Here is a 25,650-nt window from a genome sequence, read left to right on the forward strand (position 1 = left end):
GGAGCCGCCCACCTGTCCGTTATGTCCGATTCGGTGAACCTGTGGAGCCGTTAGACGTAGCCACTCGCCGATTCGGCTCCACCCAAGTGGTGTGATCTGCGTCACACGGATGTCGACACTGTCCGGAGCGGTTCACTCACACCACATCTGGACCGTTTGTCACATCAGTGCCCTGATCTGCGGGAATAGCGATGACTTGCCGTGACTTGACTGCCGATGTCATCCGATTTGGCGATCACGGAACGATCACGTGGGGACGAACGCGAAAAATCGCCACGGTTCCGGTTACCGCAGACAAGATCTTCTCTGTATCTTCCTGGTTATCCCTTTACTGACGCATGGGGCGCAAGATGCGTTCCACGACAGGCCCAGGAGTTTCCTTGAACACCCGAGTTAAGCGTCTCGCCCTCCCGCTGGGTGGCGCCATCGCCGCCACCAGCATGATCGGCGCCACCCTGGTCACCTCGGCCAACGCGGCGACCGCGCCCCAGAAGAAGGTCGTGTCCCTCGCGTCCGCTTCTAGCGCTCAGAAGATCAGCAACTTCTGGACCGCCAACGCCGGTGCGAACCTGAAGGCCGCCGCCTCCTTCGAGGGCAGCCAGCAGGTGTCGGGCAAGGTCAAGCTCGGTGGTGGCGACGCCGCCCCCGACGGCAAGGCCGGCGTTGTCCCGCCGATCGGCCAGGAGAAGGTCACCCCCACCAAGGTGAAGAACATCAACCTGCCGAAGACCATCGGTAAGGTCTTCTTCACGGTGGGCGACAAGGAGTACTGGTGCTCCGCGTCCTCGGTGCAGAGCAAGTACCACAACCTGGTCGCCACCGCCGGACACTGCGTGTTCGATGAGGGTGTCCAGAACGGTGCGCTCGACAACTGGGTCTTCATCCCCGGCTACTACCAGGGCAAGATGCCCTGGGGCATCTACGTCGGCAAGGCCGCCTACACCCACTACGACTTCGCGGTGTACGAGGACTACGACAGCGACTACGCGTTCGTGACCGTGTACAACGGCATCGCGTACGCCGGTGAGAAGGCTGTCACCAAGGACACCTTCGACAAGTGGCAGGGCTACAAGTACGCCAAGGACGTGGAGATCACGGCCGAGGAGTACAAGAAGAAGGTCGACGAGAAGGGCGGAGAGAGCTCCGACGCCTGGTCGAAGACCACCGGCTCCGAGACCGTCCTCCCCTGGGGCACCAAGGGCGGCAAGGTCGCGACCAAGGAAGTCACCAAGGACGAGTGGGACAAGGCTCCCTCCGAGACCACCCCGGTGAACTACCACAAGTCGAAGACGAAGAAGCCGGTCACCGAGATCGTTGACGAGGCCACGTACAACGCGTACACCGGCCCCGGCTACAAGAAGATCGTGGACTCCTCCTTCACGATCACCCGCTACTGGCTGTCGTACTGGGTGAAGGAGGACTCCACCACCAAGTACTACAAGACCGTCTACACCATCGAGTACTACAAGGACGCGGGTCGCCTGGGCGACAACGTCGGTGGCCAGGGCTTCACCTGGAACCAGAAGGTCGGCCAGCCGGTCTACATCATCGGCTACCCCGCCGGCCCGCACCCCGACAAGGACACCCCGTTCACCGGTGTCACGCCGAAGTGGTGCTACGGCAAGACCTTCGCCGCCGCCGCGGCTGCGAAGTTCAAGGCGGAGGCCCAGATCGGCCTGAAGTGCTCCATGACGGCCGGTTCCTCCGGTGCGCCGTGGATCCTGAAGTACAGCAGCACCAAGCGCCTCGGCTACATCAACGGTGTCACCAGCCTCATCGGTGACGCTGACGGCAACGGCCGGATCGACTTCAGCACCTCGCCGTACTTCGACGCCGAGACCTACTCGATCTACAAGTCGGCCGCCAACCTCTGGTCCGGCTCGATCGTCACCAAGGACGGCGACCTCGTCACCAAGGCCTGACGTTCTAGCCAGCTAGAGCAACAGCAGTCCTAGCAGGGCCCGGCATTCGTGCCGGGCCCTGTTCTGCGTTGTCAGGGCCTCCTGATTCCGTGCCTGGGCGGGCTCGCACGGCCGTCCGTAGATCTGAGGGGCGCACAGAGAGCGTCAGCGGGCAGCTCCAGGAGCGCCTCGGTTCCTCACGGCGTCGGTCCGTGCGGCCGTCCGTTCCACACGGCCGTCGGTTCTGTGTGCGACGGAGGGATGCCGATGGCGGCCTTCCGGGCGGCCGGCGGCTCGCGAGGCGTGAAGACGACGCCTTCGCGGGGCGGCGATCCGCACTGTGCGTAAGAAGTCCGCGACTCTGTGGATCAAGATGTGGCTCCCGAGCGCACGCCACGGCGGCCGGTTCGAACGGGTTCGGCTCGGCGAGAGCCGCTTAGACGTAGCCGGACCCCGATTCGGCTCCATCGGTTCCGTGTGATCTGCGTCACACTCGCCACCATGAAGGGCGGTGGCGGTTCACTCACACCACATTGGAACCACTCGGTCCAGAACCGCCCTGATCTGCGAGTAAGACCGTTGCTTGCACGGGCCTGACAGGAGGTGTCCGCCTAGCCAAAGGGTTACGAAAAGGTCACGCCCGGGCGAAGGTCAAAATTCCCCTCGAATCGTCCCCACAGACCAAGATCTTCTCGCTATCTTCTGGTTATCCCTTTACTGACGCATGGGACGCAAGATGCGTTCCACGACAGCCCAAGGAGTTTCCTTGAACACCCGAGTCAAGCGTCTCGCCCTCCCGCTGGGTGGCGCCATCGCCGCCACCAGCATGATCGGCGCCACCCTGGTCACCTCGGCCAACGCGGCGACCGCGCCCCAGAAGAAGGTCGTGTCGCTGGCCTCCGCCAGCAGCGCGCAGAAGGTCGTGGACTTCTGGACCCAGAAGGGCTCCGCGGCTCTCAAGGGCGCCGAGCAGTTCAAGGGCGACCAGCAGGTGTCGGGCAAGGTCAAGCTCGGTGGTGGCGACGCCGCCCCCGACGGCAAGGCCGGCGTTGTCCCGCCGATCGGCCAGGAGAAGATCACCCCCACCAAGGTGAAGAACGTCAACCTGCCGAAGACCATCGGTAAGGTCTTCTTCACGGTGGGCGACAAGGAGTACTGGTGCTCCGCGTCCTCGGTGCAGAGCAAGTACCACAACCTGGTCGCCACCGCCGGACACTGCGTGTTCGACGAGGGTGTCCAGAACGGTGCGCTCGACAACTGGGTCTTCATCCCCGGCTACTACCAGGGCAAGATGCCCTGGGGCATCTACGTCGGCAAGGCCGCCTACACCCACTACGACTTCGCGGTGTACGAGGACTACGACAGCGACTACGCGTTCGTCACGGTCTACAACGGCATCTCGTACGCCGGTGAGAAGGCTGTCACCAAGGACACGTACGACAAGTGGCAGGGCTACAAGTACACCGACGACGTGGTGATCACGGAGAAGGAGTACAAGCAGCTCAAGGACGAGTTCGGCGACAAGGCTCCGGTCCGCATCGAGACCACGGGAACCGAGAAGGTCGTGCCCTGGGGCACCAAGGACGCGAGCATCGCCAGCAAGGAAGTCACCAAGGACGAGTACGACAAGGCCGCCTCGGTCCCGGCGACCCAGAACTTCCACCAGGACCCCTCGCTGACGGAAAAGAAGATCGTCAGCGAGGAGGAGTACAACAAGTACAGCGGTCCCGGCTACAAGAAGATCGAGGACCACGCCTACACCATCACGCGCTACTTCCTGGTGTACGCGGTCGAAAAGGGCAGCAGCACCAAGTACATCAAGACCGTCTACGTCATCGAGTACTACAAGGACGCGGGTCGCCTGGGCGACAACGTCGGTGGCCAGGGCTTCACCTGGAACCAGAAGGTCGGCCAGCCGGTCTACATCTTCGGCTACCCCGCCGGCCCGCACCCCGACAAGGACACCCCGTTCACCGGTGTCACGCCGAAGTGGTGCTACGGCAAGACCTTCGCCGCCAAGCCGGCCGCCGCGTTCAAGGCGGAGGCCCAGATCGGCCTGAAGTGCTCCATGACGGCCGGTTCCTCCGGTGCGCCGTGGATCCTGAAGTACAGCAGCACCAAGCGCCTCGGCTACATCAACGGTGTCACCAGCCTCATCGGCGACGCCGACGCCAACGGCCGGATCGACTTCAGCACCTCGCCGTACTTCGACGCCGAGACCTACTCGATCTACAAGTCGGCCGCCAACCTCTGGTCCGGCAAGATCGTCACCTCCGATGGCGACCTCGTCACCAAGGCCTGACGTTCCAGCCAGCTAGAGCGCAGCACAGCTAGACACAGCAGGGCCCGGCACGTGTGCCGGGCCCTGCGCCTTTTCGCGGGCGGTTTACCGAAAGACGAGTGATATACGTCACACCGCCCAGGAAAGCCATGCTTTCCGGCCCGCGCGTGAGAGGTCCATTGGACCGTTTCCACCTGTGCGTGGCCGGAGAGCGGCCGTCTTCGCGGGCCGCCGTACGGCCGACGCGCCACTGAGGCTTGCGACCCATTCCTCATGATCAGACCGATAGGTTCGTACTGTCCCTTTTGGGACGAGTGGGGCAGGAGTCACCTCCTGCGGCAGAACAAGGAGTCTCATTGAACACCCGAGTCAAGCGCCTCATGCTCCCTCTCGGTGGCGTCGCCGTCGCCACCGGCATGATCGCGGCATCCCTCACCAGCGCTGCGACCGCCTCCGCGGCCGCGCCGGCCTCGGACGGCCTGTCCACCACCCAGGCCGCCGCCATGGACACCATCAAGTTCTGGACGGCGAGCGACGGCAAGTCGCTCAAGTCCGCCACCAAGTTCACCTCCGACGCCGTCGCCCAGGGCAAGATCAAGCTGGGTGGCGGCGACGCCGCCCCCGACGGCAAGACCGGCGTCGTCCCGCCGATCGGGCAGGAGAAGATCACTCCGACCAAGGTGAAGAACGTCAACCTGCCCAAGACCATCGGCAAGGTGTTCTTCCGTCTCGACGGCAAGACCTACTGGTGCTCCGGCTCGTCGATCCAGGGCAAGTACCGCAACCTGGTCGCCACCGCGGGCCACTGCGTCTACGACACCGATGCCAACCGCGACACCCTCGACCGCTGGGTCTTCATCCCCGGTTACTACCAGGGCAAGTCCCCGTGGGGCATCTACGTCGGCAAGTCGGCGTACACGCACTTCGACTTCGCCAACTACGAGGACTTCGACAGCGACTACGCCTTCGTCACCGTGTACAACGGTGTCGAGGCGCGGACCTGGAACGACGTCGGCCGCCTGGGCGACAACGTCGGCGGCCAGGGCTTCAGCTGGAACCAGAAGATCGGCCAGACGGTCTACGCCTTCGGCTACCCCGCCGGCCCGCACCCCGACAAGGACACGCCGTACACCGGCCAGACGCCGAAGTACTGCTACGGCAAGACCTCCGCGGCCGGCCCCGTCTCCGGGTTCAAGGCCGAGGCCCAGATCGCCCTCAAGTGCTCCATGACCGCCGGCGCCTCGGGCGGCCCCTGGATCGCGCAGTACAGCAGCACCAAGCGTCTCGGCTACATCAACGGCGTGACCAGCCTGGTCGGCGACTCCGACGGCAACGGCCGCTTCGACTTCGCCACCTCGCCGTACTTCGACAGCGAGACCTACTCGATCTACTCCGCGGCGTCCAACCTCGCCTCCGGCAAGATCGGCAAGTGACCTTCTGATCTCGGCGTGACGAGGGCCCGGCTCCGGCCGGGCCCTTCGCACTTTCAATCTCACCTCGCAGTGAGGTTTCCCTATCAAGAAATCCCAGTGGATGCCCATATGTCCGTTTCTGAGGTGCGGATATATGGAGCAGGTAAAGAAATCACATAGGCTCGGAGAATCCCCTTTGGGACGCATGGGACATAAGTGATGTTCCATGTCAGAACAAGAGGAGTTATATGAATACCCGAGCAAAACGCCTCATCCTCCCCCTCGGGGCCGCCGTCACCGCCACCGGAATGGTCGGCGCGGCCCTCACCTCGTCCGCTGAGGCCACGGCCAAGCCCCAGCCGACGAACGTCTCCCTCGCCTCCAGCAAGTCGAAGGCGAACGACACCGCGAAGTTCTGGAGCGCGAGCGGCGGCAAGCAGTTGAAGGCCGCGACGCGCTACTCCAACGACGATTCCGTCAAGGGCAAGGTCAAGTTCGGCGGGAGCGACGCCGCTCCCGACGGAAAGACCGGTTCCGTCCCGCCGATCGGGCAGGAGAAGATCACTCCGACCAAGGTGAAGAACGTCAACCTGCCCAAGACCATCGGCAAGGTGTTCTTCCGCGTCCACGGCAAGCCGTACTGGTGTTCGGCGTCGTCGGTCCAGTCGAAGTACCACAACCTCGTGGCGACCGCCGGTCACTGCGTCTACGACACCGACCGCAACCGCGACACCCTCGACCACTGGGTCTTCATCCCCGGTTACTACCAGGGCAAGTCCCCGTGGGGCATCTACGTCGGCAAGTCGGCGTACACGCACTACGACTTCTCGGTCTACGAGGACTACGACAGCGACTACGCGTTCGTCACGGTCTACAACGGCATCAACGTGAACACCTGGAAGGACGCCGGTCGCCTCGGTGACAATGTCGGCGGCCAGGGCTTCGCGTGGAACCAGAAGATCGGCGAGCCGGTCTACGTCTTCGGTTACCCCGCCGGCCCGCACCCCGACAGGGACAGGCCGTACACCGGTGTCACGCCGAAGTGGTGCTACGGCAAGACCAAGCCCGCCGGTGTCACGGCCGCCTACAAGGCCGAGGCGCAGATCGCCATCAAGTGCTCCATGACCGGCGGATCCGCCGGTGCTCCGTGGATCGCCAAGTACAGCAGCACCAAGCGGCTCGGCTACATCAACGGTGCCACCAGCCTCATCGGCGACTCCGACGGCAACGGCCGGTACGACTTCAGCACCTCGCCGTACTTCGACGGCGAGACCTACGCGGTCTACAGCAAGGCCGCCAACCTCTGGTCCGGCTCGATCCGCTGACGCGGTACACGCCACTGTTCCAGGCAGCGGGGCCCGGCTTCCGGCCGGGCCCCGCGCCGCGTTCCGCCCATATACGCGTGCGATCCTGCTGGGCCCGCGTGCGAGCCGGCTACGCCGCAGGCGCGAGCTCCCTGGTGCGCTGGACCAGTGCCGCGACGCTCGGGTCACCGCTGAGCGGCTCCAGCCTCTTGCGCAGGTCGGCGACGTACGACCGCGTCCGTACGGACTGCAGGCCGGCCGCCAGGTCGAGCGCGGACGTGCCCACCCTGCTCGCCTCCTCGGCGTCCCCCTGCAGGGCGTGGGCCGAGGCGAGCAGGGACAGGTTGAACATGCGCCCGCGCACGTACCGACCGTCCATGTCGAGCGACCGGCGCGCGTACCGCACGGCCTGCGCCCCGTCTCCGAGATCCCTGAAGCAGTGGGCGTACTTGGCCGCGAGATACGCCTCGTCGAAGTACCGGATCCACTCGGGCTCCTCGTCCGGACGGCGGCGGTCGAACGCCAGGTCGGCCTCGTGGAGGGCGAGGGCGCAGGCCGCGCCGTCGGAGAGCGCCGCGTGGGCGTGGGCCTCCAGCACGTACGCCTCCGCGAGCAGCGAGGGGACCTCCGCGCGGCGGGCGGACAGCTGCGCCGCCCTGGCCAGATCGAGGGCATGCCTTGGTTGTCCTATATATATGGCTTGGTGCGCCATGCCGGCGAGGATCTCCCCGCCGAAGCCGTGGTCGCCCGCGCCGCGTGCCAGGCTCAGCGCCTGGATGAGATGGCGCTGCGCCAGGCCGTGCTGCTCCAGGTCGTAGGCCATCCAGCCGGCCAGGCGGGTCACCTCGGCCGCGGCCGAGGCCAGCGCCCTGCCCGTGGCCTCGCCGTACACGCCGTCCTTGAGCAGCGGCGCGACCGCCGAGTCGAGATATTTCACGACCGCGGAGCGCACCCTGCCGCCGCCGAAGCGGTTGTCCAGCTCGCCGAACGAGCGGGTGACCTCGCGGATGGCGGCGATGTCGGGCGCGCCGACCTTGCGTACACCGGCGGCCTCGGGCTTGCCTTCCATGGGAAATGTGAGCCAGCGCAGGGCTCCCGCCGAACCCGCTCCGACGGCGAAGGCGGAGTCGAGCAGGAACCTGCGCCTCTCCATGTCCGCCCTCCATAGTGCTGTCACGGTCTCGACACCCTCCTGCCACGAGTGAGTGAATTCCTGTCCGAGGTCGAGGGGCGTGGCTCCCCCCGCCATACCGAGGTCCTCCGAAGTCACCGGCCGGCCGAGTTTCAGTGCGAAGATCTCCGCGAGGAGCGTTGGCACCGGATCGCGCGGCTGCTGGCCGCCCATCCAGCGCAACACCGAGCTGTGGTCGTACCTCAGCCCTGTGAGGCCCCGCGCGGCTCCGAGGTCGTTGAGCCTGCGGGCCAGACCCTTGTGGGAGAAGGCCGCCTCGGCGATGAGGTGCCGGAGGAGGAGGTTGGGCTCGCGTCGCATCGCTCTTGACCCCCAGGAGGCTTGCACGGATGGAAATGGCTCTCCGGTCGCCGCAAGCCCCCTGCGCACACATACGCCCTTCGTGCACACCCTTGTCCGGCAGGTAACGGAGGGTTTTTGTTATAGCACGATGCGTGACATGGTGTGGGAATTCCCAAGACTTGACCCCAGGAGCGGTACCTCATGACGAAGGCAAGCCTTTTCGACTGGGATGTCTACACGGGCCACGAACCGGCGGGGTGGACGGCCTGCGGGGTCACGGCCACCGAGAAGCTGGCCGTGGAGAGGGTGAGAACGACCTTCGCGGCCATGCCGTACGGCACGTGCGCGTGGGCGGAGATCATCCGCGTACGGCTGGACCCCGCGCATCTGGCGCCCCGCGAGCGGCTGGAGGTCGGGCGGCACGTGGCGGTACGGCTGTGGGACGGGGGGGTCGTCTGGTCGCTTCCCCGGCGTCGCGTGCATGCCCTGCGCCGCCCGATTCCGCGCAGGCCGCCGGCCGCGGTCAACTTCCTCGACGACTTCGGCGGCTCGGCGAGCCCGCCGCACGCGTGAAGGTGGCCCGGGGCCCGCTCGCGGCGGGCCCCGGTGTGCCGGTCTGGCTAGATACGGGCCACGCCGTCGAGGCGGGCCTGGCTCGCGACGGCGGCGACGACCGCGGGGGCGACCCGCTCGTCGAACGGGCTCGGGATCACGTAGTCCTCCGACACCTCGGCCCCGACGACGGCGGCGAGGGCGTGGGCGGCGGCGACCTTCATGTTCTCGGTGATCGTCGACGCCCGCACGTCGAGGGCGCCGCGGAACACCCCGGGGAACGCCAGCACGTTGTTGATCTGGTTCGGGAAGTCGGAGCGGCCGGTGGCCACGACGCGGGCGTGCCTGCGCGCGACCTCGGGGAGGATCTCGGGCGTCGGGTTGGACAGGGCGAACACGATCGAGTCGCCGGCCATGGACGCGACGGCCGCCTCCGACAGCGTGGAGCCGGACAGGCCGATGAAGACGTCGGCGCCGGCCAGCGCCTCCTCGGTGGAGCCGGTGAACCCGCCGCGGTTGGTGTCCCTGGCGAGCGCCTCCTTGTAGGGGTTCAGGCCTTCGCGGCCCTGGTAGATCATGCCCTTGGAGTCGGAGACCGCGATGTCGCCGATGCCGGCGTTCAGCAGGATGCGGGTGACGGCCACGCCGGAGGCTCCCGCGCCCGCGACCACTGCCCGCAGGTCGCCGAGGGAGCGCCCGGTCAGGCGGGCGGCGTTCTGCAGGGCGGCGAGCACCACGATGGCGGTGCCGTGCTGGTCGTCGTGGAAGACCGGGATGCTGAGGAGCTCGCGCAGGCGGTCCTCCACCTCGAAGCACCGGGGGGCGCTGATGTCCTCCAGGTTGATGCCGCCGAACGAGGGCGCGAGCCGCACGACGGTCTCCACCAGAGCGTCGACGTCGGTGCAGTCGAGGCAGACGGGCACGGCGTCGACGTTGCCGAACTGCTTGAACAGCAGCGCCTTGCCCTCCATCACGGGCATCGCGGCGGCCGGGCCGATGTCGCCGAGGCCGAGCACGGCCGTGCCGTCGGAGACCACGGCGACGACGTTCGCGACCCAGGTGTACTCGTTGACGAGATCGGGCTGGTCGGCGATCGCGGTGCAGACCCTGGCGACGCCCGGCGTGTAGGCCAGCGACAGGTCTTCGGCGTTGCGGACCGGGACGGTCGATCGGACCTCGAGCTTGCCGCCGCGGTGCATCGCGAAGACGGGATCAAGATCGAGTGATTCGAGAGAAGCGGAGAACGGCGTGACTGCCACAGCGACCCCTGTGTCGTAAGGACGGATTCCTTCGGTAGACGCCGCAGGCGAACGCAGGCCCAGGCTTCTGTAGCCGCCCGGCGGCCGTCGTCGTTGACGGTCGTCTCTTGAGGGGGTACGGGGGTCACCCGTTGCTCGATTGTGCCACATGTCGAGACGCCTGCCGATGTCGGCTCCGCCACAGATCTGGCGGCGAACCCGGACCGTCAGGCACTCCCAACCGGACATATCTCTACTTTTCCCCCTCAATAGCTCATACCCGTAGCGAATGGTCTCGATACCCCCACTTCTACCCGTGGTGTTCCGGCGTCCGACCCGTACCGGCGCCACCGGCCACCCCGTCCAGCGCCCTCTGCACCGCCGCAACCCGCGCCACCGCACCCGTGGAACATCGGTGGACGCCCCGTTTCGTGTAATACTCGATATCCCGACTCGTCTCTTACAGCGGGTGGAATTCCACAGTGGACCTGACCTCATACGCCGAGCTGGCGGTGCTGCTGGTCAACGGCGAGGACGCGCTGGGCTCACTAGAGGGCGCCCGGCGGTTCCTCGTCCAGGCGGGCCGCGCGGGACAGGCGGGCCGCCTCACCCGCGCCGACCTCGATGTGCTGCGCGAGCTGCGCCGCGAGCTGGCGGCCGTGTTCGCGGCGGCGGCGCGTCACGACGAGCAGAACGCCGTCGACCGGCTCAACGCCCTGCTGACGCGGCACCCCGTCCATCCCCAGATCTCCCGGCACGACGGCCAGCGCTGGCACCTGCACCTCACCGAGGGCGGCCGGCTCTCCGACGAGTACGCCGCGGGCGCGATCATGGGGCTGACCGCGCTGGTCACCGAGCTCGGCGTGGACCGGCTCGGGCTCTGCCAGGCGTCCCCGTGCCGCCGCGCCTACCTCGACACCTCCTCCAACCGGTCGCGCCGTTACTGCTCGGAGCGCTGCGCGAGCCGGGCCAACGTGGCGGCCTACCGCGCCCGCCGCCGTGACCTCAGCGGCCACCGCGCCTGACGCCGCCCGGCCGCGCGCGTCAGCGCGGCCGTACGCCGTGCCTGACCGGCCAGTAACGGAGCACCACGCGGCCGAGCACCAGTGACGGCGGCACCGCGCCGAAGTCCCAGCTGTCCTTGCGCCCTGGTGCCCGCTGGTTCTCGCTCTCCAGCCACCAGCCGTCGCCGTCCCGCCACGCCGCCCGCTTGACGATCATCGTCGCGGGGTCGCCGGGGAGCCGCGCGAGGACGAGATCGCGGGGTCGCACCGCCGCGCCGCGGCGGACGACGAGCCAGTCTCCCGGCCGCAGAACGGGCAGCATCGAATCGCCTTCGACGCGCACCCTGATGAACGACATCCCCTGCCATCTCCGTGAATCAAGGCTAGTAAGTTGGGCACTGGATAGTGCTGCCTGTTATCAGCATCAAGGAAGGAAACCGATGCTCGCACGACTGTTGCGGCCGAGCCATGTGGCCTCCGCGCACTGCGATCTCCCCTGTGGGGTGTACGACCCCGCCCAGGCTCGCATCGAGGCCGAGTCCGTGAAGGCGATCATGCAGAAGTACGCCGACAACGACGACCCGGTGTTCCGTGCCCGCGCTCTGTCGATCAAGGAGGAGCGCGCCGAACTGGTGAAGCACCACCTGTGGGTGCTGTGGACCGACTACTTCAAGCCCCCGCACCTGGAGCAGTACCCGCAGCTCCACCAGCTTTTCTGGGACGCCACGAAGCTGGCCGGAGCCGCGGGAGCCAAGGGCACCGTGGACGTGAGCAAGGCCGACGACCTGCTCGGGAAGATCGACGATATCTCGAAGATCTTCTGGGAGACCAAGGCCGCCTGAGCCGCGCGCCCGTTCTGGCCTCGCGCGGTCGCCTTTCGCGCGGGGCCAGCGGCTTTCCTGAGGCCAGGGGCCCGGCAAACGCGCCTGGATGTCAACGAAAGGACAGCGGGACGTCAGGGAAACCGGCCGCATTTCTGCAAGATCACGACTATCGGCGCGTCCCAGTCCTGCAACACGGGGCACGGGGCGGTAAGTTGCTAATCAGCAGCTCTGTGCGAGGAGGAACGTGACCGACGAGACAGCGACGCGTGCCGGCGGCATCCCTGGTGGGGTCGCGGGGATCCGTGACGCGGTGAGCGTGCGTCTGCCCGCTGCAAGTGCCTACCTGTCCGTGCTGCGCACGGCCACGGCGGGGCTGGCGGCGCGCCTCGACTTCACCCTGGACGAGATCGAGGATCTCCGTATCGCGGTCGACGAGGCGTGCGCCATGCTCCTGGGCCACGCCGTGCCCGGCACCGATCTGATCGCCGAGTTCGAGCTGACCGGCCAGGAGATGATCGTCCGGGTCGAGGTCAGCACCGTAGGGCGGGCCGAGCCCAAACGCGACGACTTCGCCTGGATGGTGCTCACCGCGCTGGCCGACGATGTGGACGCCGAGACCGACACACCCGACCGCATGGCAATCGTGCTGCACAAGCGCCGAGGCGCTGCGAGGCTGTCGTGACGGAGAGGACCCGGGCCGTGGCCGGCAGTGACAGCACCGTCCCTGACAGGGTTCGGGCCCGTGGGCTGTTCGGCGAGCTGGCAGAGTTGCCCGCCGACGACCCGCGTCGCCAGCGCATCCGCGACGAGCTGGTCGAGCTTCACCTGCCCCTGGTCGAGTACCTCGCCCGCCGCTTTCGCAACCGGGGCGAGTGGCTGGACGACCTCACCCAGGTCGCCACGATCGGCCTGATCAAGTCGATCGACCGTTTCGACCTGGCGCGTGGTGTGGAGTTCTCCACGTACGCCACCCCGACCATCGTGGGCGAGATCAAGCGTCACTTCCGCGACAAGGGCTGGGCGGTACGGGTGCCGCGCCGCCTGCAGGAGCTCAAGCTCTCGCTCACGAAGGCCATCAGCGAGTTGTCGCAGCGGCAGGGCCGGGCGCCGACCGTCGCCGAGCTGGCCGCGCACCTGCAGATGACCGAGGAAGAGGTGCTCGAGGGCCTGGAGTCCGCCAACGCCTACTCCACGGTGTCCCTCGACGCTCCCGACTCCGGTGACGACGACGCGCCGGCCGTGTCCGACTCGCTCGGCATCGTCGACGAGTCCCTGGAGGGCGTGGAGTACCGCGAGTCGCTGAAGCCGCTGCTCGAACGCCTCCCGCCCCGCGAGAAGCGCATCCTGCTGCTGCGCTTCTTCGGCAACATGACGCAGTCGCAGATCGCCACCGAGCTGGGCATCTCGCAGATGCACGTCTCGCGCCTGCTCGCCCGCACCCTGGCCCAGCTCCGCGAGGGCCTCACCGCCGAAGACTGACCGCCCAGCGTCCACCTGCCCCGGCCGGCCACCGGTCGGGCTACTCTCCGATCATGGCCTTCGTCGTGGCGGGCGCCAGCAGCGCGACCAGACCGGCCAGCGCCACCACGATCAGGAGCACGCCGGGCACCGTCTGCTCCGACTGGACCAGCGAGACGGCGACCGGCAGCGCGAAGATCTGCGTGACCACACCAGGGGCCCGGCTCCACCGTGCCGCCTGCAGCACGCCCCACGCCACCCAGATCAGGGCGGCGCCGATGAGGATGCCGAACGCCGATACGACGATGGAGCTGCCCAGGTCGGCCGGCTTGCCGACGATGGTCTCCACGGCGGCATAGCCGCCCAGCACGACGGCGGTGAGACCCTCGATCACGAGGACGACGGCGGCCACGACAAGGGTCACCGGACGGTTCAACATATCGCGTCACCCTACTTGACCCAGGTCGCAGGTGCTCGACCGGTGGATACGCTGGGCGACATGCGCGCACTCCTCCTGATCAATCCCATGGCGACGTCGACCAACCGTCGTACGAGGGATGTCCTCATACGCGCTCTGGGTGCGGCCGTCGACCTGACGGTGGAGGAGACCGGGTACAGAGGGCACGCCACCGTGCTCGCGGGCGGCGCGCGCGAGAAGGGCTTCGACGTGATCGCCGTCCTCGGCGGCGACGGCACCATCAACGAGGCCGTCAACGGCATGCTGGACGGCGACCGGGCACGGCCCGCGCTGATCGTGATCCCCGGTGGCAGCGCCAACGTCTTCGCCCGCTCGCTCGGGCTGCCGAACAATCCCGTGGAGGCGATGGGCGCGGTGCTGGAGGCGATCCGGGAGGGACGGCGCCGCACCGTCAACCTCGGCCAGGCGATCTGGGAGGATGGCGCGCTCGACGACGGCTCCTCCGGCGAGATCACCGAAGCGCCCCCCAACAGCCGATATTTCACCTTCTGTGCGGGGCTGGGGTACGACGCGGAGGTCGTCCGGGCCATGGAGGGCCTGCGGAGCGCCGGGTACAAGGCCTCGCCGAGACGCTACGTCAACACCGCGTTGCGGCACTATTTCATGACCGACCGCCATCGCCCGGCCCTCCGGCTGGAACGGCCTCACCGCAGGCACATCGAGGGCATCTTCATGACGATCATCTGCAACACCGCGCCGTGGACCTACATCGGCGACCGGCCGGTCAACCCCACGCCGTGGGCGGGGTTCGACACCGGGCTCGACCTGCTCGGCCTGCGGCGCATGGGCATGGCCGCCATGACGAGGCTGATCCGGCAGATCATCGGCGACCGGGTTGGCCTGCCTCGAGGCGGGCATCTTGTCCATGTGCACGACGAGGAGGAGTTCACCCTGTCGGCCAGGCGGCCCGTGGCCTTCCAGCTTGACGGCGACTATCTCGGCGAGCGCGAGAGGGTTACTTTCCGCTCTGTTCCCGGCGCGTTACAAGTTCTGGTCTAATCCGTCACATGCCGTCATAGTGTGATGCATCCGACATCCATATCCGGCAAAACGTTCTACCAAACCTCTTGCGTGACCTGGGCATGCCTGAAAAGCTCAACACGACGTCGGAACGTAGGACGTTTGAGGATCCCACCCTGTTCCTCGAAGGTCTGCGGCGATCACGCGAGTTTCCTGGACCCCCAAACCCAAGGCCCAGGCAAAATTTCGCCCTTGTTAGTGAAATTGTTCACAAACATCCGTCACCGGACGGAGCCGCAGGCTCCCTCTACGAAGGAGTGGAACGCATGGACTGGCGCCACCGCGCTGCCTGCCGTGACGTGGACCCCGAGCTGTTCTTCCCGATCGGCAACACCGGACCGGCACTCATGCAGATCGAAGAGGCCAAGCAGGTCTGCCGCGCCTGCCCGGTCAGCGAGCCGTGCCTGAAGTGGGCCATCGAGTCCGGCCAGGACGCCGGCGTGTGGGGCGGTCTGAGCGAGGACGAGCGTCGTGCGCTCAAGCGCCGCACGGCCCGCGCCCGAGCCCGCGCGGGTGTCTGAGCCCGCACGCGCCGCACGAACGAAGCCCCGAGTCCGGAAGCGAGCTCCGGATCACACACGCCTTCCGCACCGCCCCAGCGTCGCGGCGTACGGAACTTCACACGCCCGGCATCGCCTCACGCGATGGCCGGGCGTCGCAGTGTCCGGGCCCGGTCAGGACCCGCGGCGGGCGGTGACCGCTAGACCGGCTGCACCGGGATGGTGATCGAGACCTCCGTGCCCCCGCCCTGACGCGGCTCGACGGCCAGGCGGCCCGACAGCTCGCCCACCACGAGCGTGCGGACGATCTGCAGGCCGAGGCTGGTCGACGCCTCCAGGTCGAAGCCCTCGGGAAGACCCTCGCCGTCGTCGGCCACCACGAGGTCGAGCCTCTCCTCGGTGCGCGAGACGATCACCTTGATGGTGCCGCTCCCGTACGAGAAGCCGTGCTGGACGGCGTTCTGCAGCAGCTCGGTCAGCACCATGGCCACCGGGGTGGCGATCATCGCCGGAAGCATGCCGAAGCTCCCCACCCGGCGCGGCATGACGTTGGCCGCCGACACCTCGCCGGTCATCGAGATCACGCGGTCGGCGATGTCGTCGAAGTCGACGATCTCCTCGGGAGTGTGGGACAACGTCTCATGCACGATGGCGATCGAGCCAACCCGGCGCACCGCCTCCTCCAGCGCCTCGCGGCCCTCCGGGATGCGCAGCCGCCGCGCCTGGAGCCGCAGCAGCGCGGCGACCGTCTGGAGGTTGTTCTTCACCCGGTGGTGGATCTCGCGTATGGTCGCGTCCTTGGTCAGCAGCTCGCGTTCGCGGCGGCGCAGCTCGGTGACGTCCCTGATGAGCACCAGGGCGCCGATGCGCCCGCCGCCCACGACGAGCGGGATCGCGCGGAGCTGCACGACGTTGGCGCCGGCCTCGACCTCGGTCTCCCGTGGCGAGCGGCCGCTCGCCACGAGCATGAGGTCCTCGTTGATGGGCTCGTCGGAGTAGCACAGCGCGGCGGTCGTCTTGCCGAGCTCAGAGCCCACCAGGTCGGCGTTGAGCCCGAGCCGCCGGTAGGCCGACAGCGCGTTGGGCGAGGCGTACGTCACCCGGCCGGCGCGGTCGAGCCTCAGCAGGCCGTCGCCGACCCTCGGGGACCGCACCAGGATCGGCGCCGCCTCGGGGAAGGGGAAGCGGCCCTCGGCCACCATCTGCGCCAGGTCGGACGCGCTCTGCAGGTAGGTGAGCTCCAGCCGGGACGGCGTGCGCGCCGACGACAGGTTGGTGGAGCGCTGGATGACCGCCACGAAGTGGTCGTCGCGCCGCACGGGGATGGTCTCCTCGCGCACGGGCACGCCGCTGGACCAGTCGGGATCGCCCTCGCGGCAGATGCGGTGCTCGTTCCACGCCGTGTCGATCAGGGGTCGCTCCCCCGCGGCCACGATCGAGCCGACGACGTCGTCGTGGTACACCGTGGGACCCGTCGTCGGGCGCATCTGCGCCACGGCCACCCACCCGGACTCGTCCCGCAGGGGGATCCACAGGATCAGGTCGGCGAAGGACAGGTCGGCGAGAAGCTGCCAGTCGGTGACCAGCGAATGCATCCACTCCAGGTCGGCCGGGTCGAGAGTGGTGTGGCGCGCCACCAGGTCGCTGAGAGTCGGCACCTGAGCATCATGCGTGCTAACCCCGGCCCAAAGCGAATCGACGGCACCGGCCCTGGGAAGATTCCCCTAATGGAGCACACAGAAGTGCCCGCTTACCCTGTGGAGCGTCCGGCGAGCGTGGCCGCCGGCACGACCGAGACCGAGGACGACCCCGGCGCGCGCCGGGTCACGAGCCCGGCCGCCGGCACGGGAGAGGCCACGTGAACAGCATCGACCCTGGCGAGACCATGAACACAGATCCCCTGGCGCGGTTGCGCTCGGCCGCCGCCATCCGTGAGGCGGCCGGACTCAGGCGCGCCCTGCGCCCCCGCACCCCCGACCACGACGGCCTCATCGACCTGGCCTCCAACGACTACCTCGGGCTGTCCCGCGACGGGCGGCTGGTCGCGGCGGCCATGGAGGCGACCGGAAGGTGGGGCACCGGCTCGACCGGCTCGCGGCTCGTCACGGGCACGACGACGCTCCACGCCGAACTGGAGGAGCGGCTGGCGGCCTTCGCCCACGCCAGGCGGGCGCTGGTCTTCTCCTCCGGGTACCTGGCGAACCTCGCGGCGGTCGCGACGCTGGGCGCCGGCGGGCTGGTGGTGAGCGACGAGGGCAACCACGCCTCGATCATCGACGCCTGCCGCCTCTCGCGCGCCAGGGTGGCCGTCACGCCGCACAAGGACGTCGAGGCGGTGGAGAAGGCGCTGGCGAACCGCGCCGAGGAGCACGCGCTGGTCGTCACCGACGCGGTCTTCTCCGTCGACGGCGACCTCGCCCCCATCGCCGACCTCTACACGGCGGCCGTACGGCACGGGGCCCTGCTCGTCGTGGACGAGGCGCACTCCCTGGGCGTGGTCGGCGAGGGCGGACGCGGCGCGGTGTACGACGCGGGGCTCGCGGACGCCCCGACCGTTGTGAGAACCGTCACACTGTCGAAGTCGCTCGGATCACAGGGCGGAGCTGTGCTAGGGGCGCCCGAGGTGGTAGACGCCCTGATCGACACGGGCAGGTCGTTCATCTTCGACACCGGCCTCGCGCCGTCCGCCGTCGCCGCCGCACTCGCGGCGCTTGATATCGTGGGCGACCATCCTGACCTGCCAAGACAGGCACGGCACAATGCGTCGGCGCTGGCCCGCGCGGCCGGGGACCGTGGCCTTCTCACCACCGACCCGGCGGCGGCCGTCGTGCCGGTCGTGCTCGGCCCTCCGCACGTCGCGCTCTCCGCCGCAGCGGTGTTCGCGGAGCACGGAGTGCGCGCCGGGTGCTTCCGCCCGCCGTCGGTGCCGACCGGCCGGTCTTGTCTGAGATTGACCGCACGGGCCAATCTGAGTTCGGATGATCTCGCGGTGATCGGACACGCGCTCACCGCCGTGGCCGAGATGAAGGTGAACGTGTGACGGAAGACTCTCCCCGGATTCCCAAGTACTACGACGTCAAACGGAACTTGCTGGAACTCACCAAGTCTCTGCCCGCTGGAGCGGCGCTGCCGCCCGAGCGTGCCCTCGCCGTGCGCTTCGAGACCTCGCGCACGACCGTCAGGCAGGCGCTCACCGAGCTGGTCATCGAGGGGCGGCTCCTGCGCATCCAGGGCAAGGGCACCTTTGTCGCCCAGCCCAAGGTCGCCCAGGTGCTGCAGCTCACGTCGTACACCGGGGATCTTCGCACGGTCGGCCTGGAGCCCGACACCAAGATCCTCGACATCAACTACATCACGGCCGACGAGACCCTCGCCCGCCGCCTGTGCATCAACCCGGGCGGGCGCGTGCTGCGCATCCACCGGCTCCGCCTGGCCAACGGCGAGCCGATGTCGATCGACACCACCCACCTGTCCGCACGGCGCTTCTCGCGGCTGCGGCGGGAGCTGGAGGTGCACGCCTCCCTGTACGAGACCCTGCACAACGCCTACAACGTCCAGCTGACCGACGCGGAAGAGATCATAGAGACCGTGCTGGCGACCCCGTACGACGCCCAGGTCCTCGGCGTGGACGTCGGCCTGCCGATGCTGCTGCTCACCCGGCACGCCTTCGACGCCGAGGGCAACCCGGTCGAGTGGGCCCAGTCGCTCTATCGAGGCGACCGGTACAAGTTCGTCACGCGCCTCCGCAGGCCCCCGGAGACCGGCGGGCCGCAGGCAGGACGACCGTAGGGGCTGCCCGCCACCGCGTCCGCGGGCCTCTAGGGTGGTGCCGGTGAGCATTCTGGTGGTCACCGGCACCGACACCGGTGTGGGCAAGACCGTGGTCACCGCCGCCGTGGCCGCGCTCGCGCGCCTGCGCGAGGTGCCCGTCGCGGTGGTGAAGCCCGCGCAGACGGGCGTCGCCGCGGACGAGCCCGGCGACCTCGACGAGGTCATCCGGCTGTCCGGGGTGACCACGACGTTCGAGTTCGGGCGCTTCCCCGACCCGCTGTCCCCGGCCGCCGCCGCACGCGCGTCCGGCCTTCCTCCCGTCTCCCTGGCCGAGGTCGCCGAGCGCGCCGCCGAACTGGCGGAGACACACCGCCTGGTGGTCGTCGAGGGCGCCGGGGGGCTGCTGGTGCGCTTCGACGAGGAAGGCGCCACCATCGCCGACCTGGCCCGCACGCTGCGCGCCCCCGTCCTGGTGGTGGCCAGGGCGGGGCTCGGCACGCTGAACCACACGGCGCTGACGCTGGAGGCCCTCGCGGGCCGGGGGCTCGATCTGGCGGGCCTGGTGATCGGCTCCTGGCCGCGCGAGCCGGGCGTCGCCGACCGTAGCAACGTCGCCGACCTGGAGACGCTCGCCGCACGGCCGCTGGCGGGGGCGCTGCCCGAGGGCGCCGGGTCGCTCGGCCGCACGGCGTTCGCGCGGGTGGCCCATGACGGACTGGGGCCCCTGCTAGGGGGCGGGTTCGACTCTTCTCGGTTCCGGGCAACCCTTAGTCTGTGACGCAACCGACAAGGGAGCAGCAGGACCGATGAGTATGGACATCTTGGAGATCGCCCGGGTTCAGGTACTCGAAGAAGGCCGGGGGCTCTCCTCAGCTCAGGCCCTGCGATGCCTCGAGCTGCCGGACGACCGCATTCCCGAGCTGCTCGCGCTCGCCCACGAGGTGCGCATGGCATGGTGCGGCCCGGAGGTCGAGGTGGAGGGCATCATCTCCCTCAAGACCGGCGGCTGCCCGGAGGACTGCCACTTCTGCTCCCAGTCCGGGCAGTTCACCTCGCCCGTCCGATCCGTCTGGCTCGACATCCCCTCGCTCGTCCAGGCGGCCGTCGAGACGGCCCAGACGGGCGCCACCGAGTTCTGCATCGTCGCGGCCGTGCGCGGGCCCGACCAGCGCCTCATGGACCAGGTCCGTGAGGGCGTCAAGGCCATCCGCGAGGCCGTCGAGATCAACGTCGCCTGCTCGCTCGGCATGCTCACCCAGGAGCAGGTCGACGAGCTGGCCGAGATGGGCGTCCACCGCTACAACCACAACCTCGAGACCGCGCGCTCCCACTTCGGCCAGGTGGTCACCACCCACACCTGGGAGGAGCGCTGGCAGACCTGCGAGATGGTCCGCGAGGCCGGCATGGAGCTGTGCTGCGGCGGCATCATCGGCATGGGCGAGACCAGGGAGCAGCGGGCCGAGTTCGCCGGGCAGCTCGGCGAGTTGCGTCCCGACGAGGTGCCGCTGAACTTCCTCAACCCGCGCCCCGGCACGCCGTTCGGGTCGTTCCCACTGGTCGAGGGTCCCGAGGCGCTGAAGACGATCGCGACGTTCCGGCTGGCGCTGCCGCGCACGATCCTGCGGTACGCCGGCGGGCGCGAGCTCACGCTGGGCGACCTCGGCACGCGTGACGGCATGCTCGGCGGGGTGAACGCCATCATCGTCGGCAACTACCTGACGACGCTGGGCCGCTCCCCCGAGCAAGACCTGGAGCTCCTGGCGGACCTGAAGATGCCCATCAAGGCTCTCTCGCCGACGCTCTGACCCTAGAGTCGCCCCTTGAGCAGCTCATATGAGCCCTCAAGGATTGACCGGGGACAGAAAAGGTAAGTTCACGTCATGGAGTCTGCAAAGCACGCCGGTGACATCGCGGTCGCCGTTTCACGGGCCTACGGTGCCGAGGTCATGTTCACCCTCTCGGGCGGCCACGTCTTCCCTCTGTACGACGGGGCCGTCCACGAGGGCATGCGCATCGTCGATGTGCGGCACGAGCAGAGCGCGGTCTTCGCCGCCGAGGCCACGGCCAGGCTGACCCGGCAACCAGGGCTCGCGGTGCTCACCGCCGGCCCCGGCATCACCAACGGTGTCAGCGGTGTCGCGACCGCCCACTTCAACGGCTCGCCCGTCGTGGTCATGGGCGGCCGCGCCCCGGCCTCCCGCTGGGGGTCGGGCGCGCTCCAGGAGATGGACCACCCCCCGCTGTTCGAGACGATCACCAAGCTGGCCTTCACGGCCGGCGGCGCCGACTCCATCGGCCAGGACGTCGAGATGGCGTTCCGCACGGCGATCGCCCCGCACCGCGGCCCGGTGTTCCTCGACTTCTACATGGACCACCTGTTCTCGCCCTCCCCCGCGCACGAGGCCGAGACGCTGACGCCGTCCCCCCTTGAGCCCGACCCCGAGACGCTCGCCGGCATCGCGCGGCTGATCGCCCAGGCCGAGCGCCCCGTGCTCGTGCTGGGGTCGGACGTCTGGATGGACCGCGCCGAGGAGGTGGCCCGCGACTTCGCCGAGGCCTTCCGGCTGCCGGTGATCCCCAACGGGCAGGGTCGCGGCATCCTGCCCGCCGGGCACGACCTGCTCGTGACCCGGGCGCGCGGCATCGCGTTCTCCCAGGCCGATCTGGTCATCGTCGCGGGCACCCCGCTCGACTTCCGCCTCGGCTACGGCTTCTTCGGCGGCAGGGACGGCGCCCCCCTGGCGAAGGTCGTGCACCTGGCCGACGCGCCGTCGCAGCTCGCCACCCACGTGGGCACCGCCGCCTCGACCGCCGGAGACCTGTCCCTGGTCTTCTGGGGCCTGCGGGCCGCCTGCGCCGAGGAGGGGGTGTCGCCCGCGTCCCACGCGGCGTGGGTCACCAAGCTGGCCGAGGCCTCCGCGGCGGCCGTCTCGGGCGACGCCGAGCTGATGGAGTCCGACGCCGACCCGATCCACCCGATGCGCATCTACGGCGAGCTCAACCGCGTCCTTGCCGACGACGCCGTGGTCATCGGCGACGGCGGCGACTTCGTCTCCTACGCCGGCAAGTACATCGAGCCCCGCAGGCCCGGTTGCTGGCTCGACCCCGGGCCGTACGGCTGCCTCGGCACCGGGCTCGGCTACTCCATCGCCGCCCGCATCGCCCGCCCGTCCTCGCAGGTCGTCCTGCTGCTCGGCGACGGCGCCGCGGGGTTCTCGCTGATGGACGTCGACACGCTGGTGCGCCACAAGCTGCCCGTCGTGATGATCTGCGGCAACAACGGCATCTGGGGCCTCGAGAAGCACCCCATGCAGATGCTGTACGGGTACGACGTGGCGGCCGAGCTGCAGCCGCAGTGCAGGTACGACCAGGTCGTCACCGCGCTCGGCGGCGGCGGCGAGCTGGTGACCTCTCCGAAGGAGATCGGGCCCGCGCTGCGCCGGGCGTTCGACTCGGGCGTGCCCTACATGGTCAACATCGCGACCGACCCGCGGATCGCCTACCCGCGCACCACCACGGGCATCTGACCGCACGGCCACCGGCCCCCGGCGGCGTCCCTGAGACGGCCGCCGGAGCCGGGGTCAGGTGGCCGAGGGGGTCGGGGTCGGGGTCGGGGCGTCGCTGGGTTCCTCGCCGCAGGGGATGCCCTGCTCCACCACGATCGTCACGTAGCGGTCGACGGGCCAGGAGGTGCTCGCGGCCGGGTTCTGGTCGAGCACGCGGGTGCAGCCCTCGTCACTGGGGGTCCCGCTGAGGCTGACCTTGGACTTGAAGCCGGCGGCCCGGAGCTTGGTCATCGCCGCCTGCTGGCTCAGGTTGATCACGCCGGGCACGGTCTTCTTCGCTGCCGGCACCTTCGTCGGGGTGGGGGACGGGGTGCGGGTCTTCGTGGGGGCGGGGGACGGCGTCGCCGTGGGCGTCGGGGTCGTCTTGGTCGGCGTGGTCGACGGCTCGTCGGTCTCCTGGGCGGTGCCTTCGGAGGGAGGCGGCACCGCCGGAGTCTCCCTCGGCGGGCGAGAGGTCCGTGTCCGCGTCGGCTCCGGTTCGCTGGGCGTGGGCGACTGTGTCTCGACGACGCCGGCCGCGGCTCCCGCGCCGGAGACCTGCCTGAACACCACCGCGCCACCCCCGCCGAGCAGGACTCCGGCGGCGATGACACCGGCGATCAGACCCGCCTTGCCTCGCTTGGGAGCGGCCGCGCGGCGGCCTCGGGCGCCCCGCTGCCCCGGAAGGGTGCCGGGCGGGCTCTGAGGGGCCCCTGAGGGCGGCGGATGAGCGGCGGAGGGAGAAGTGGAGGTCGCCAGGATGTACGGCGGAGGCGTGGCCGTGGTGGGCTGGACGCCGTCGCCCTCGTGCCAGGCGGGCCTCGCATGGGCGCCGGTCTCGGGCGCCGCGAGCTGGTGCGGGTGGCCGGGCCCGGAAGTGGTGCGTTCCGAGGAGACCATGCCGGTGAGGCCAGCCATGCCGGCCACCGCCACCGAGGCCCCGGTGTCGTCGCGCATGGCCTGGCGCGCGGCCACGCTCATCTCGGCCGCGCTGCGCCAGCGGCGGGCCGGATCCTTGACGAGGGCACGCTCCACGAGATGCCGTACGGCCGGAGGCACGTCGGGCGGCAGCGGGGGCGGGTCCTCGCGGATGTGCTTGAGGGCGATGGTGACGGGGGTGTCGCCGTCGAACGGCCGGTGACCGGCCAGGCACTCGTAGGCGACCACGCCGAGGGCGTACAGGTCGACGGCCGGGGTGACCGGCTGGCCCTCGGCCTGCTCGGGCGCGCAGTAGGCGGCCGTGCCGAGCACCATGCCGGCGTCGGTCAGCCGGTGGCCCATGTCGGCGCGGGCGATGCCGAAGTCGGTGAGGACGAGCGTGCCGTCGGGACGGACCAGCAGGTTGCCCGGCTTGACGTCGCGGTGCACGATGCCCCGGTCGTGCACGGCCTGGAGGGCCGAGGCGGCCTGCGCGATGAGCTCCATGGCGGGCTCGGGCGCGATGCGGGTGAGCCTGGTGAGCAGGCGGTCGAGCGGCTCGCCGTCGACGAACCGCATCACGAGATAGGCGGTGGGACCGTCCCCCGGCACGTCGCTCACGCCGTAGTCATAGACGTCGACCACACCCGGATGGTTGATCGTGGCCATCGCGCGTGCTTCCCCCTGGAAGCGGGCCGCGAAGCCCGGATCATCCATCCGGCCTGGTAAGAGCACTTTCACGGCGACGGTGCGGGCAAGGACCATGTCCTCTCCGCGCCACACCTCGCCCATGCCGCCGGCGCCGAGACGGACGTCCAACCGGTAACGTCCCGCCAGCGTGGTCCCTTGGGCCACCATCTCTCCCCCGCTTACCCCAATCCGTCCAACACCGACGCCACCCCAGAGTTCTCCAACAAAGCGGATTTGTGTCGCAGCCAGATCACGCTGGTGTCACAAAACCCTGTGGTCACACGGTTCACGCCGGGATGTCAGCGTGCCGTCACACCGTGTTCGACGCAGCGGGCGGACCAGCCCCGTGGCGTCACCTGCACCACCAGCCGGCGACGGCACGCCGGGCAGTAGCGGGGCGGCTCCATGTCCCGCGCGGCATGGCATGCGGAGTGGTCCTCGTCTCCGTCGAGACGCCCGCAATGGTCGCAGTAGGGGCTCACCCAATGAGCGTATTCCATCGTTCACCGCCAACGTCGCCAACCGGTGAAGGTGGTGCGAGACCGTGCGAACGGGATGGCGGGCACCATCCGGCCGCGCGGCACCGCGTGCCCGCCGCAATAGGCTTGCCGGCATGACGATCGATGCGGGGCTGCGCGCCGTGGTGCTCATCATGGTCGAACGGGGGGACACCGCCGCCAAGATCGGCAGCGGCGACGTCCCCGTGCTCGGCACCCCCCGCCTGCTGGCGATCGCCGAGGCGGCCACCGTGCGGGCCGTCCACGACCACCTCGCCCCCGGCCAGACGTCGGTCGGCACCAAGGTGACGCTGGAGCACCGCGCGGCGAGCCCCGTCGGCACGCACGTCGAGGTGACCGCCGAGCTCGTCGAGGTGGACGGCCGGCGGCTGGTCTTCGAGGTCACCGCGCGGGACGGTAAGCGCACTGTGGCCACCGCCACCATCGAGCGCGTCGTCGTCGACCGCGAGCGCTTCCTGTCGGGGCTCTCCGGCTGAGCCTGAGCCCCGCGCCGCTCGTGGGCCCGCCTCACTCGATGACCGCGATCAGGTCACCCTCCTGGATGACGTCGCCCTCGGCCACCTTGAGCCGGCTCAGGACGCCCGAGTCCTCGGCGAGCACCGGGATCTCCATCTTCATCGACTCCAGGATGACCAGCGTGTCGCCCTCGGTCACGCTGTCGCCCTCAGCCGCGACGACCTTCCAGACATTCGCCACCATCTCGGCACGTACTTCCGCCACCGGAACTCCCCTTAATCAAATGATCCAACTGTGCCAGAGGGC

25 protein-coding genes are annotated in these 25,650 nt (G+C 69.0%); 18 read left to right on the plus strand and 7 right to left on the minus strand.

Going from position 1 to position 25,650, the window contains the following annotated elements; genetic code table 11:
- Positions 1–380 precede the first annotated feature (380 nt).
- The 4 genes from ACOZ38_RS39865 (at position 381) to ACOZ38_RS39880 (ending at position 6,919) form a co-directional block, all read left to right on the plus strand.
- Positions 381–1,922 carry a trypsin-like serine peptidase gene (locus ACOZ38_RS39865; protein WP_424536091.1) on the plus strand — a complete coding sequence of 514 codons (1,542 nt, stop codon included), beginning with the start codon at positions 381–383 and terminating at the stop codon, positions 1,920–1,922.
- A 745-nt stretch (positions 1,923–2,667) separates the two neighbouring features.
- Positions 2,668–4,203 carry a trypsin-like serine peptidase gene (locus ACOZ38_RS39870; protein ID WP_424536092.1) on the plus strand — a complete coding sequence of 512 codons (1,536 nt, stop codon included), beginning with the start codon at positions 2,668–2,670 and terminating at the stop codon, positions 4,201–4,203.
- Positions 4,204–4,538: 335 nt separating this feature from the next.
- On the plus strand, positions 4,539–5,615 hold the full coding sequence (locus tag ACOZ38_RS39875; RefSeq protein ID WP_424536093.1) for a trypsin-like serine peptidase: 1,077 nt from the start codon (positions 4,539–4,541) through the stop codon (positions 5,613–5,615).
- A 227-nt stretch (positions 5,616–5,842) separates the two neighbouring features.
- A complete protein-coding gene (locus ACOZ38_RS39880; protein WP_424536094.1) occupies positions 5,843–6,919 on the plus strand; it encodes a trypsin-like serine peptidase in 1,077 nt (358 codons plus the stop codon).
- A 109-nt stretch (positions 6,920–7,028) separates the two neighbouring features.
- Here ACOZ38_RS39880 and ACOZ38_RS39885 read toward each other — a convergent pair whose 3' ends face one another.
- Positions 7,029–8,390: a hypothetical protein gene (locus tag ACOZ38_RS39885; protein WP_424536095.1), complete on the minus strand. Its 1,362-nt coding sequence runs from the start codon at positions 8,388–8,390 to the stop codon at positions 7,029–7,031.
- Positions 8,391–8,573: 183 nt separating this feature from the next.
- Here ACOZ38_RS39885 and ACOZ38_RS39890 point away from each other — a divergent pair, with 183 nt between their 5' ends.
- Positions 8,574–8,945 carry a hypothetical protein gene (locus tag ACOZ38_RS39890; RefSeq protein WP_424536096.1) on the plus strand — a complete coding sequence of 124 codons (372 nt, stop codon included), beginning with the start codon at positions 8,574–8,576 and terminating at the stop codon, positions 8,943–8,945.
- A 47-nt stretch (positions 8,946–8,992) separates the two neighbouring features.
- Here ACOZ38_RS39890 and ACOZ38_RS39895 read toward each other — a convergent pair whose 3' ends face one another.
- The gene (locus ACOZ38_RS39895; protein ID WP_424537173.1) at positions 8,993–10,123 is read right to left on the minus strand and encodes an NAD(P)-dependent malic enzyme; all 1,131 of its coding nucleotides are present in this window, start codon (positions 10,121–10,123) and stop codon (positions 8,993–8,995) included.
- Positions 10,124–10,644: 521 nt separating this feature from the next.
- Between ACOZ38_RS39895 and ACOZ38_RS39900 the strand changes: the two genes are divergently transcribed.
- Positions 10,645–11,187, plus strand: a complete 543-nt coding sequence (locus tag ACOZ38_RS39900) for a CGNR zinc finger domain-containing protein (protein ID WP_424536097.1) — start codon at positions 10,645–10,647, stop codon at positions 11,185–11,187.
- 19 nt (positions 11,188–11,206) lie between these two features.
- On the opposite strand, the gene ACOZ38_RS39905 is transcribed toward ACOZ38_RS39900, so the two are convergent.
- Entirely contained in the window at positions 11,207–11,524 is a 318-nt protein-coding gene (locus ACOZ38_RS39905; RefSeq protein WP_424536098.1) for a S24 family peptidase, read from the minus strand.
- Positions 11,525–11,606: 82 nt separating this feature from the next.
- On the opposite strand from ACOZ38_RS39905, the gene sodN reads away from it, so the two are divergent.
- From sodN to ACOZ38_RS39920, 3 genes are all read left to right on the plus strand, one after another.
- A complete protein-coding gene (sodN, locus tag ACOZ38_RS39910) occupies positions 11,607–12,008 on the plus strand; it encodes a superoxide dismutase, Ni (RefSeq protein ID WP_424536099.1) in 402 nt (133 codons plus the stop codon).
- A 226-nt stretch (positions 12,009–12,234) separates the two neighbouring features.
- Positions 12,235–12,672, plus strand: a complete 438-nt coding sequence (locus ACOZ38_RS39915; protein WP_405141425.1) for an anti-sigma factor — start codon at positions 12,235–12,237, stop codon at positions 12,670–12,672.
- The gene (locus ACOZ38_RS39920; RefSeq protein WP_344952723.1) at positions 12,669–13,469 is read left to right on the plus strand and encodes an RNA polymerase sigma factor SigF; all 801 of its coding nucleotides are present in this window, start codon (positions 12,669–12,671) and stop codon (positions 13,467–13,469) included. The genes ACOZ38_RS39915 and ACOZ38_RS39920 overlap by 4 nt, the downstream gene beginning before the upstream one ends.
- A gap of 40 nt (positions 13,470–13,509) precedes the next feature.
- On the opposite strand, the gene ACOZ38_RS39925 is transcribed toward ACOZ38_RS39920, so the two are convergent.
- On the minus strand, positions 13,510–13,887 hold the full coding sequence (locus ACOZ38_RS39925; protein WP_424536100.1) for a hypothetical protein: 378 nt from the start codon (positions 13,885–13,887) through the stop codon (positions 13,510–13,512).
- Between the two features lie 60 nt (positions 13,888–13,947).
- Here ACOZ38_RS39925 and ACOZ38_RS39930 point away from each other — a divergent pair, with 60 nt between their 5' ends.
- Positions 13,948–14,925: a diacylglycerol/lipid kinase family protein gene (locus ACOZ38_RS39930; RefSeq protein WP_424536101.1), complete on the plus strand. Its 978-nt coding sequence runs from the start codon at positions 13,948–13,950 to the stop codon at positions 14,923–14,925.
- 287 nt (positions 14,926–15,212) lie between these two features.
- Positions 15,213–15,467, plus strand: a complete 255-nt coding sequence (locus ACOZ38_RS39935; RefSeq protein WP_358550943.1) for a WhiB family transcriptional regulator — start codon at positions 15,213–15,215, stop codon at positions 15,465–15,467.
- A 179-nt stretch (positions 15,468–15,646) separates the two neighbouring features.
- On the opposite strand, the gene ACOZ38_RS39940 is transcribed toward ACOZ38_RS39935, so the two are convergent.
- The gene (locus tag ACOZ38_RS39940; protein WP_405141429.1) at positions 15,647–17,104 is read right to left on the minus strand and encodes a histidine kinase N-terminal domain-containing protein; all 1,458 of its coding nucleotides are present in this window, start codon (positions 17,102–17,104) and stop codon (positions 15,647–15,649) included.
- A 69-nt stretch (positions 17,105–17,173) separates the two neighbouring features.
- Here ACOZ38_RS39940 and ACOZ38_RS39945 point away from each other — a divergent pair, with 69 nt between their 5' ends.
- From ACOZ38_RS39945 to ACOZ38_RS39970, 6 genes are all read left to right on the plus strand, one after another.
- Positions 17,174–17,308 (plus strand): hypothetical protein, encoded by a 135-nt coding sequence (locus tag ACOZ38_RS39945; protein ID WP_424536102.1) that lies wholly within the window; start codon positions 17,174–17,176, stop codon positions 17,306–17,308.
- Between the two features lie 23 nt (positions 17,309–17,331).
- Positions 17,332–18,486, plus strand: a complete 1,155-nt coding sequence (locus ACOZ38_RS39950; RefSeq protein ID WP_424537174.1) for an 8-amino-7-oxononanoate synthase — start codon at positions 17,332–17,334, stop codon at positions 18,484–18,486.
- A complete protein-coding gene (locus tag ACOZ38_RS39955) occupies positions 18,483–19,235 on the plus strand; it encodes a GntR family transcriptional regulator (RefSeq protein ID WP_405141430.1) in 753 nt (250 codons plus the stop codon). Before ACOZ38_RS39950 ends, ACOZ38_RS39955 begins: the two co-directional genes overlap by 4 nt.
- 43 nt (positions 19,236–19,278) lie before the next feature.
- On the plus strand, positions 19,279–19,995 hold the full coding sequence (gene bioD / locus ACOZ38_RS39960; protein WP_424536103.1) for a dethiobiotin synthase: 717 nt from the start codon (positions 19,279–19,281) through the stop codon (positions 19,993–19,995).
- Positions 19,996–20,023: 28 nt separating this feature from the next.
- Positions 20,024–21,022: a biotin synthase BioB gene (gene bioB / locus ACOZ38_RS39965; protein WP_405141433.1), complete on the plus strand. Its 999-nt coding sequence runs from the start codon at positions 20,024–20,026 to the stop codon at positions 21,020–21,022.
- 75 nt (positions 21,023–21,097) lie between these two features.
- The gene (locus tag ACOZ38_RS39970) at positions 21,098–22,744 is read left to right on the plus strand and encodes an acetolactate synthase (RefSeq protein WP_424536104.1); all 1,647 of its coding nucleotides are present in this window, start codon (positions 21,098–21,100) and stop codon (positions 22,742–22,744) included.
- 54 nt (positions 22,745–22,798) lie between these two features.
- On the opposite strand, the gene ACOZ38_RS39975 is transcribed toward ACOZ38_RS39970, so the two are convergent.
- The gene (locus ACOZ38_RS39975) at positions 22,799–24,538 is read right to left on the minus strand and encodes a protein kinase domain-containing protein (RefSeq protein WP_424536105.1); all 1,740 of its coding nucleotides are present in this window, start codon (positions 24,536–24,538) and stop codon (positions 22,799–22,801) included.
- Between the two features lie 445 nt (positions 24,539–24,983).
- Here ACOZ38_RS39975 and ACOZ38_RS39980 point away from each other — a divergent pair, with 445 nt between their 5' ends.
- A complete protein-coding gene (locus tag ACOZ38_RS39980) occupies positions 24,984–25,364 on the plus strand; it encodes a thioesterase family protein (RefSeq protein ID WP_424536106.1) in 381 nt (126 codons plus the stop codon).
- Positions 25,365–25,395: 31 nt separating this feature from the next.
- Here ACOZ38_RS39980 and ACOZ38_RS39985 read toward each other — a convergent pair whose 3' ends face one another.
- A complete protein-coding gene (locus ACOZ38_RS39985; protein ID WP_405141441.1) occupies positions 25,396–25,608 on the minus strand; it encodes a biotin/lipoyl-binding carrier protein in 213 nt (70 codons plus the stop codon).
- Positions 25,609–25,650 lie beyond the last annotated feature (42 nt).

Source organism: Sphaerisporangium viridialbum, assembly GCF_049674955.1.
GTDB classification, from domain to species: domain Bacteria; phylum Actinomycetota; class Actinomycetes; order Streptosporangiales; family Streptosporangiaceae; genus Sphaerisporangium; species Sphaerisporangium viridialbum.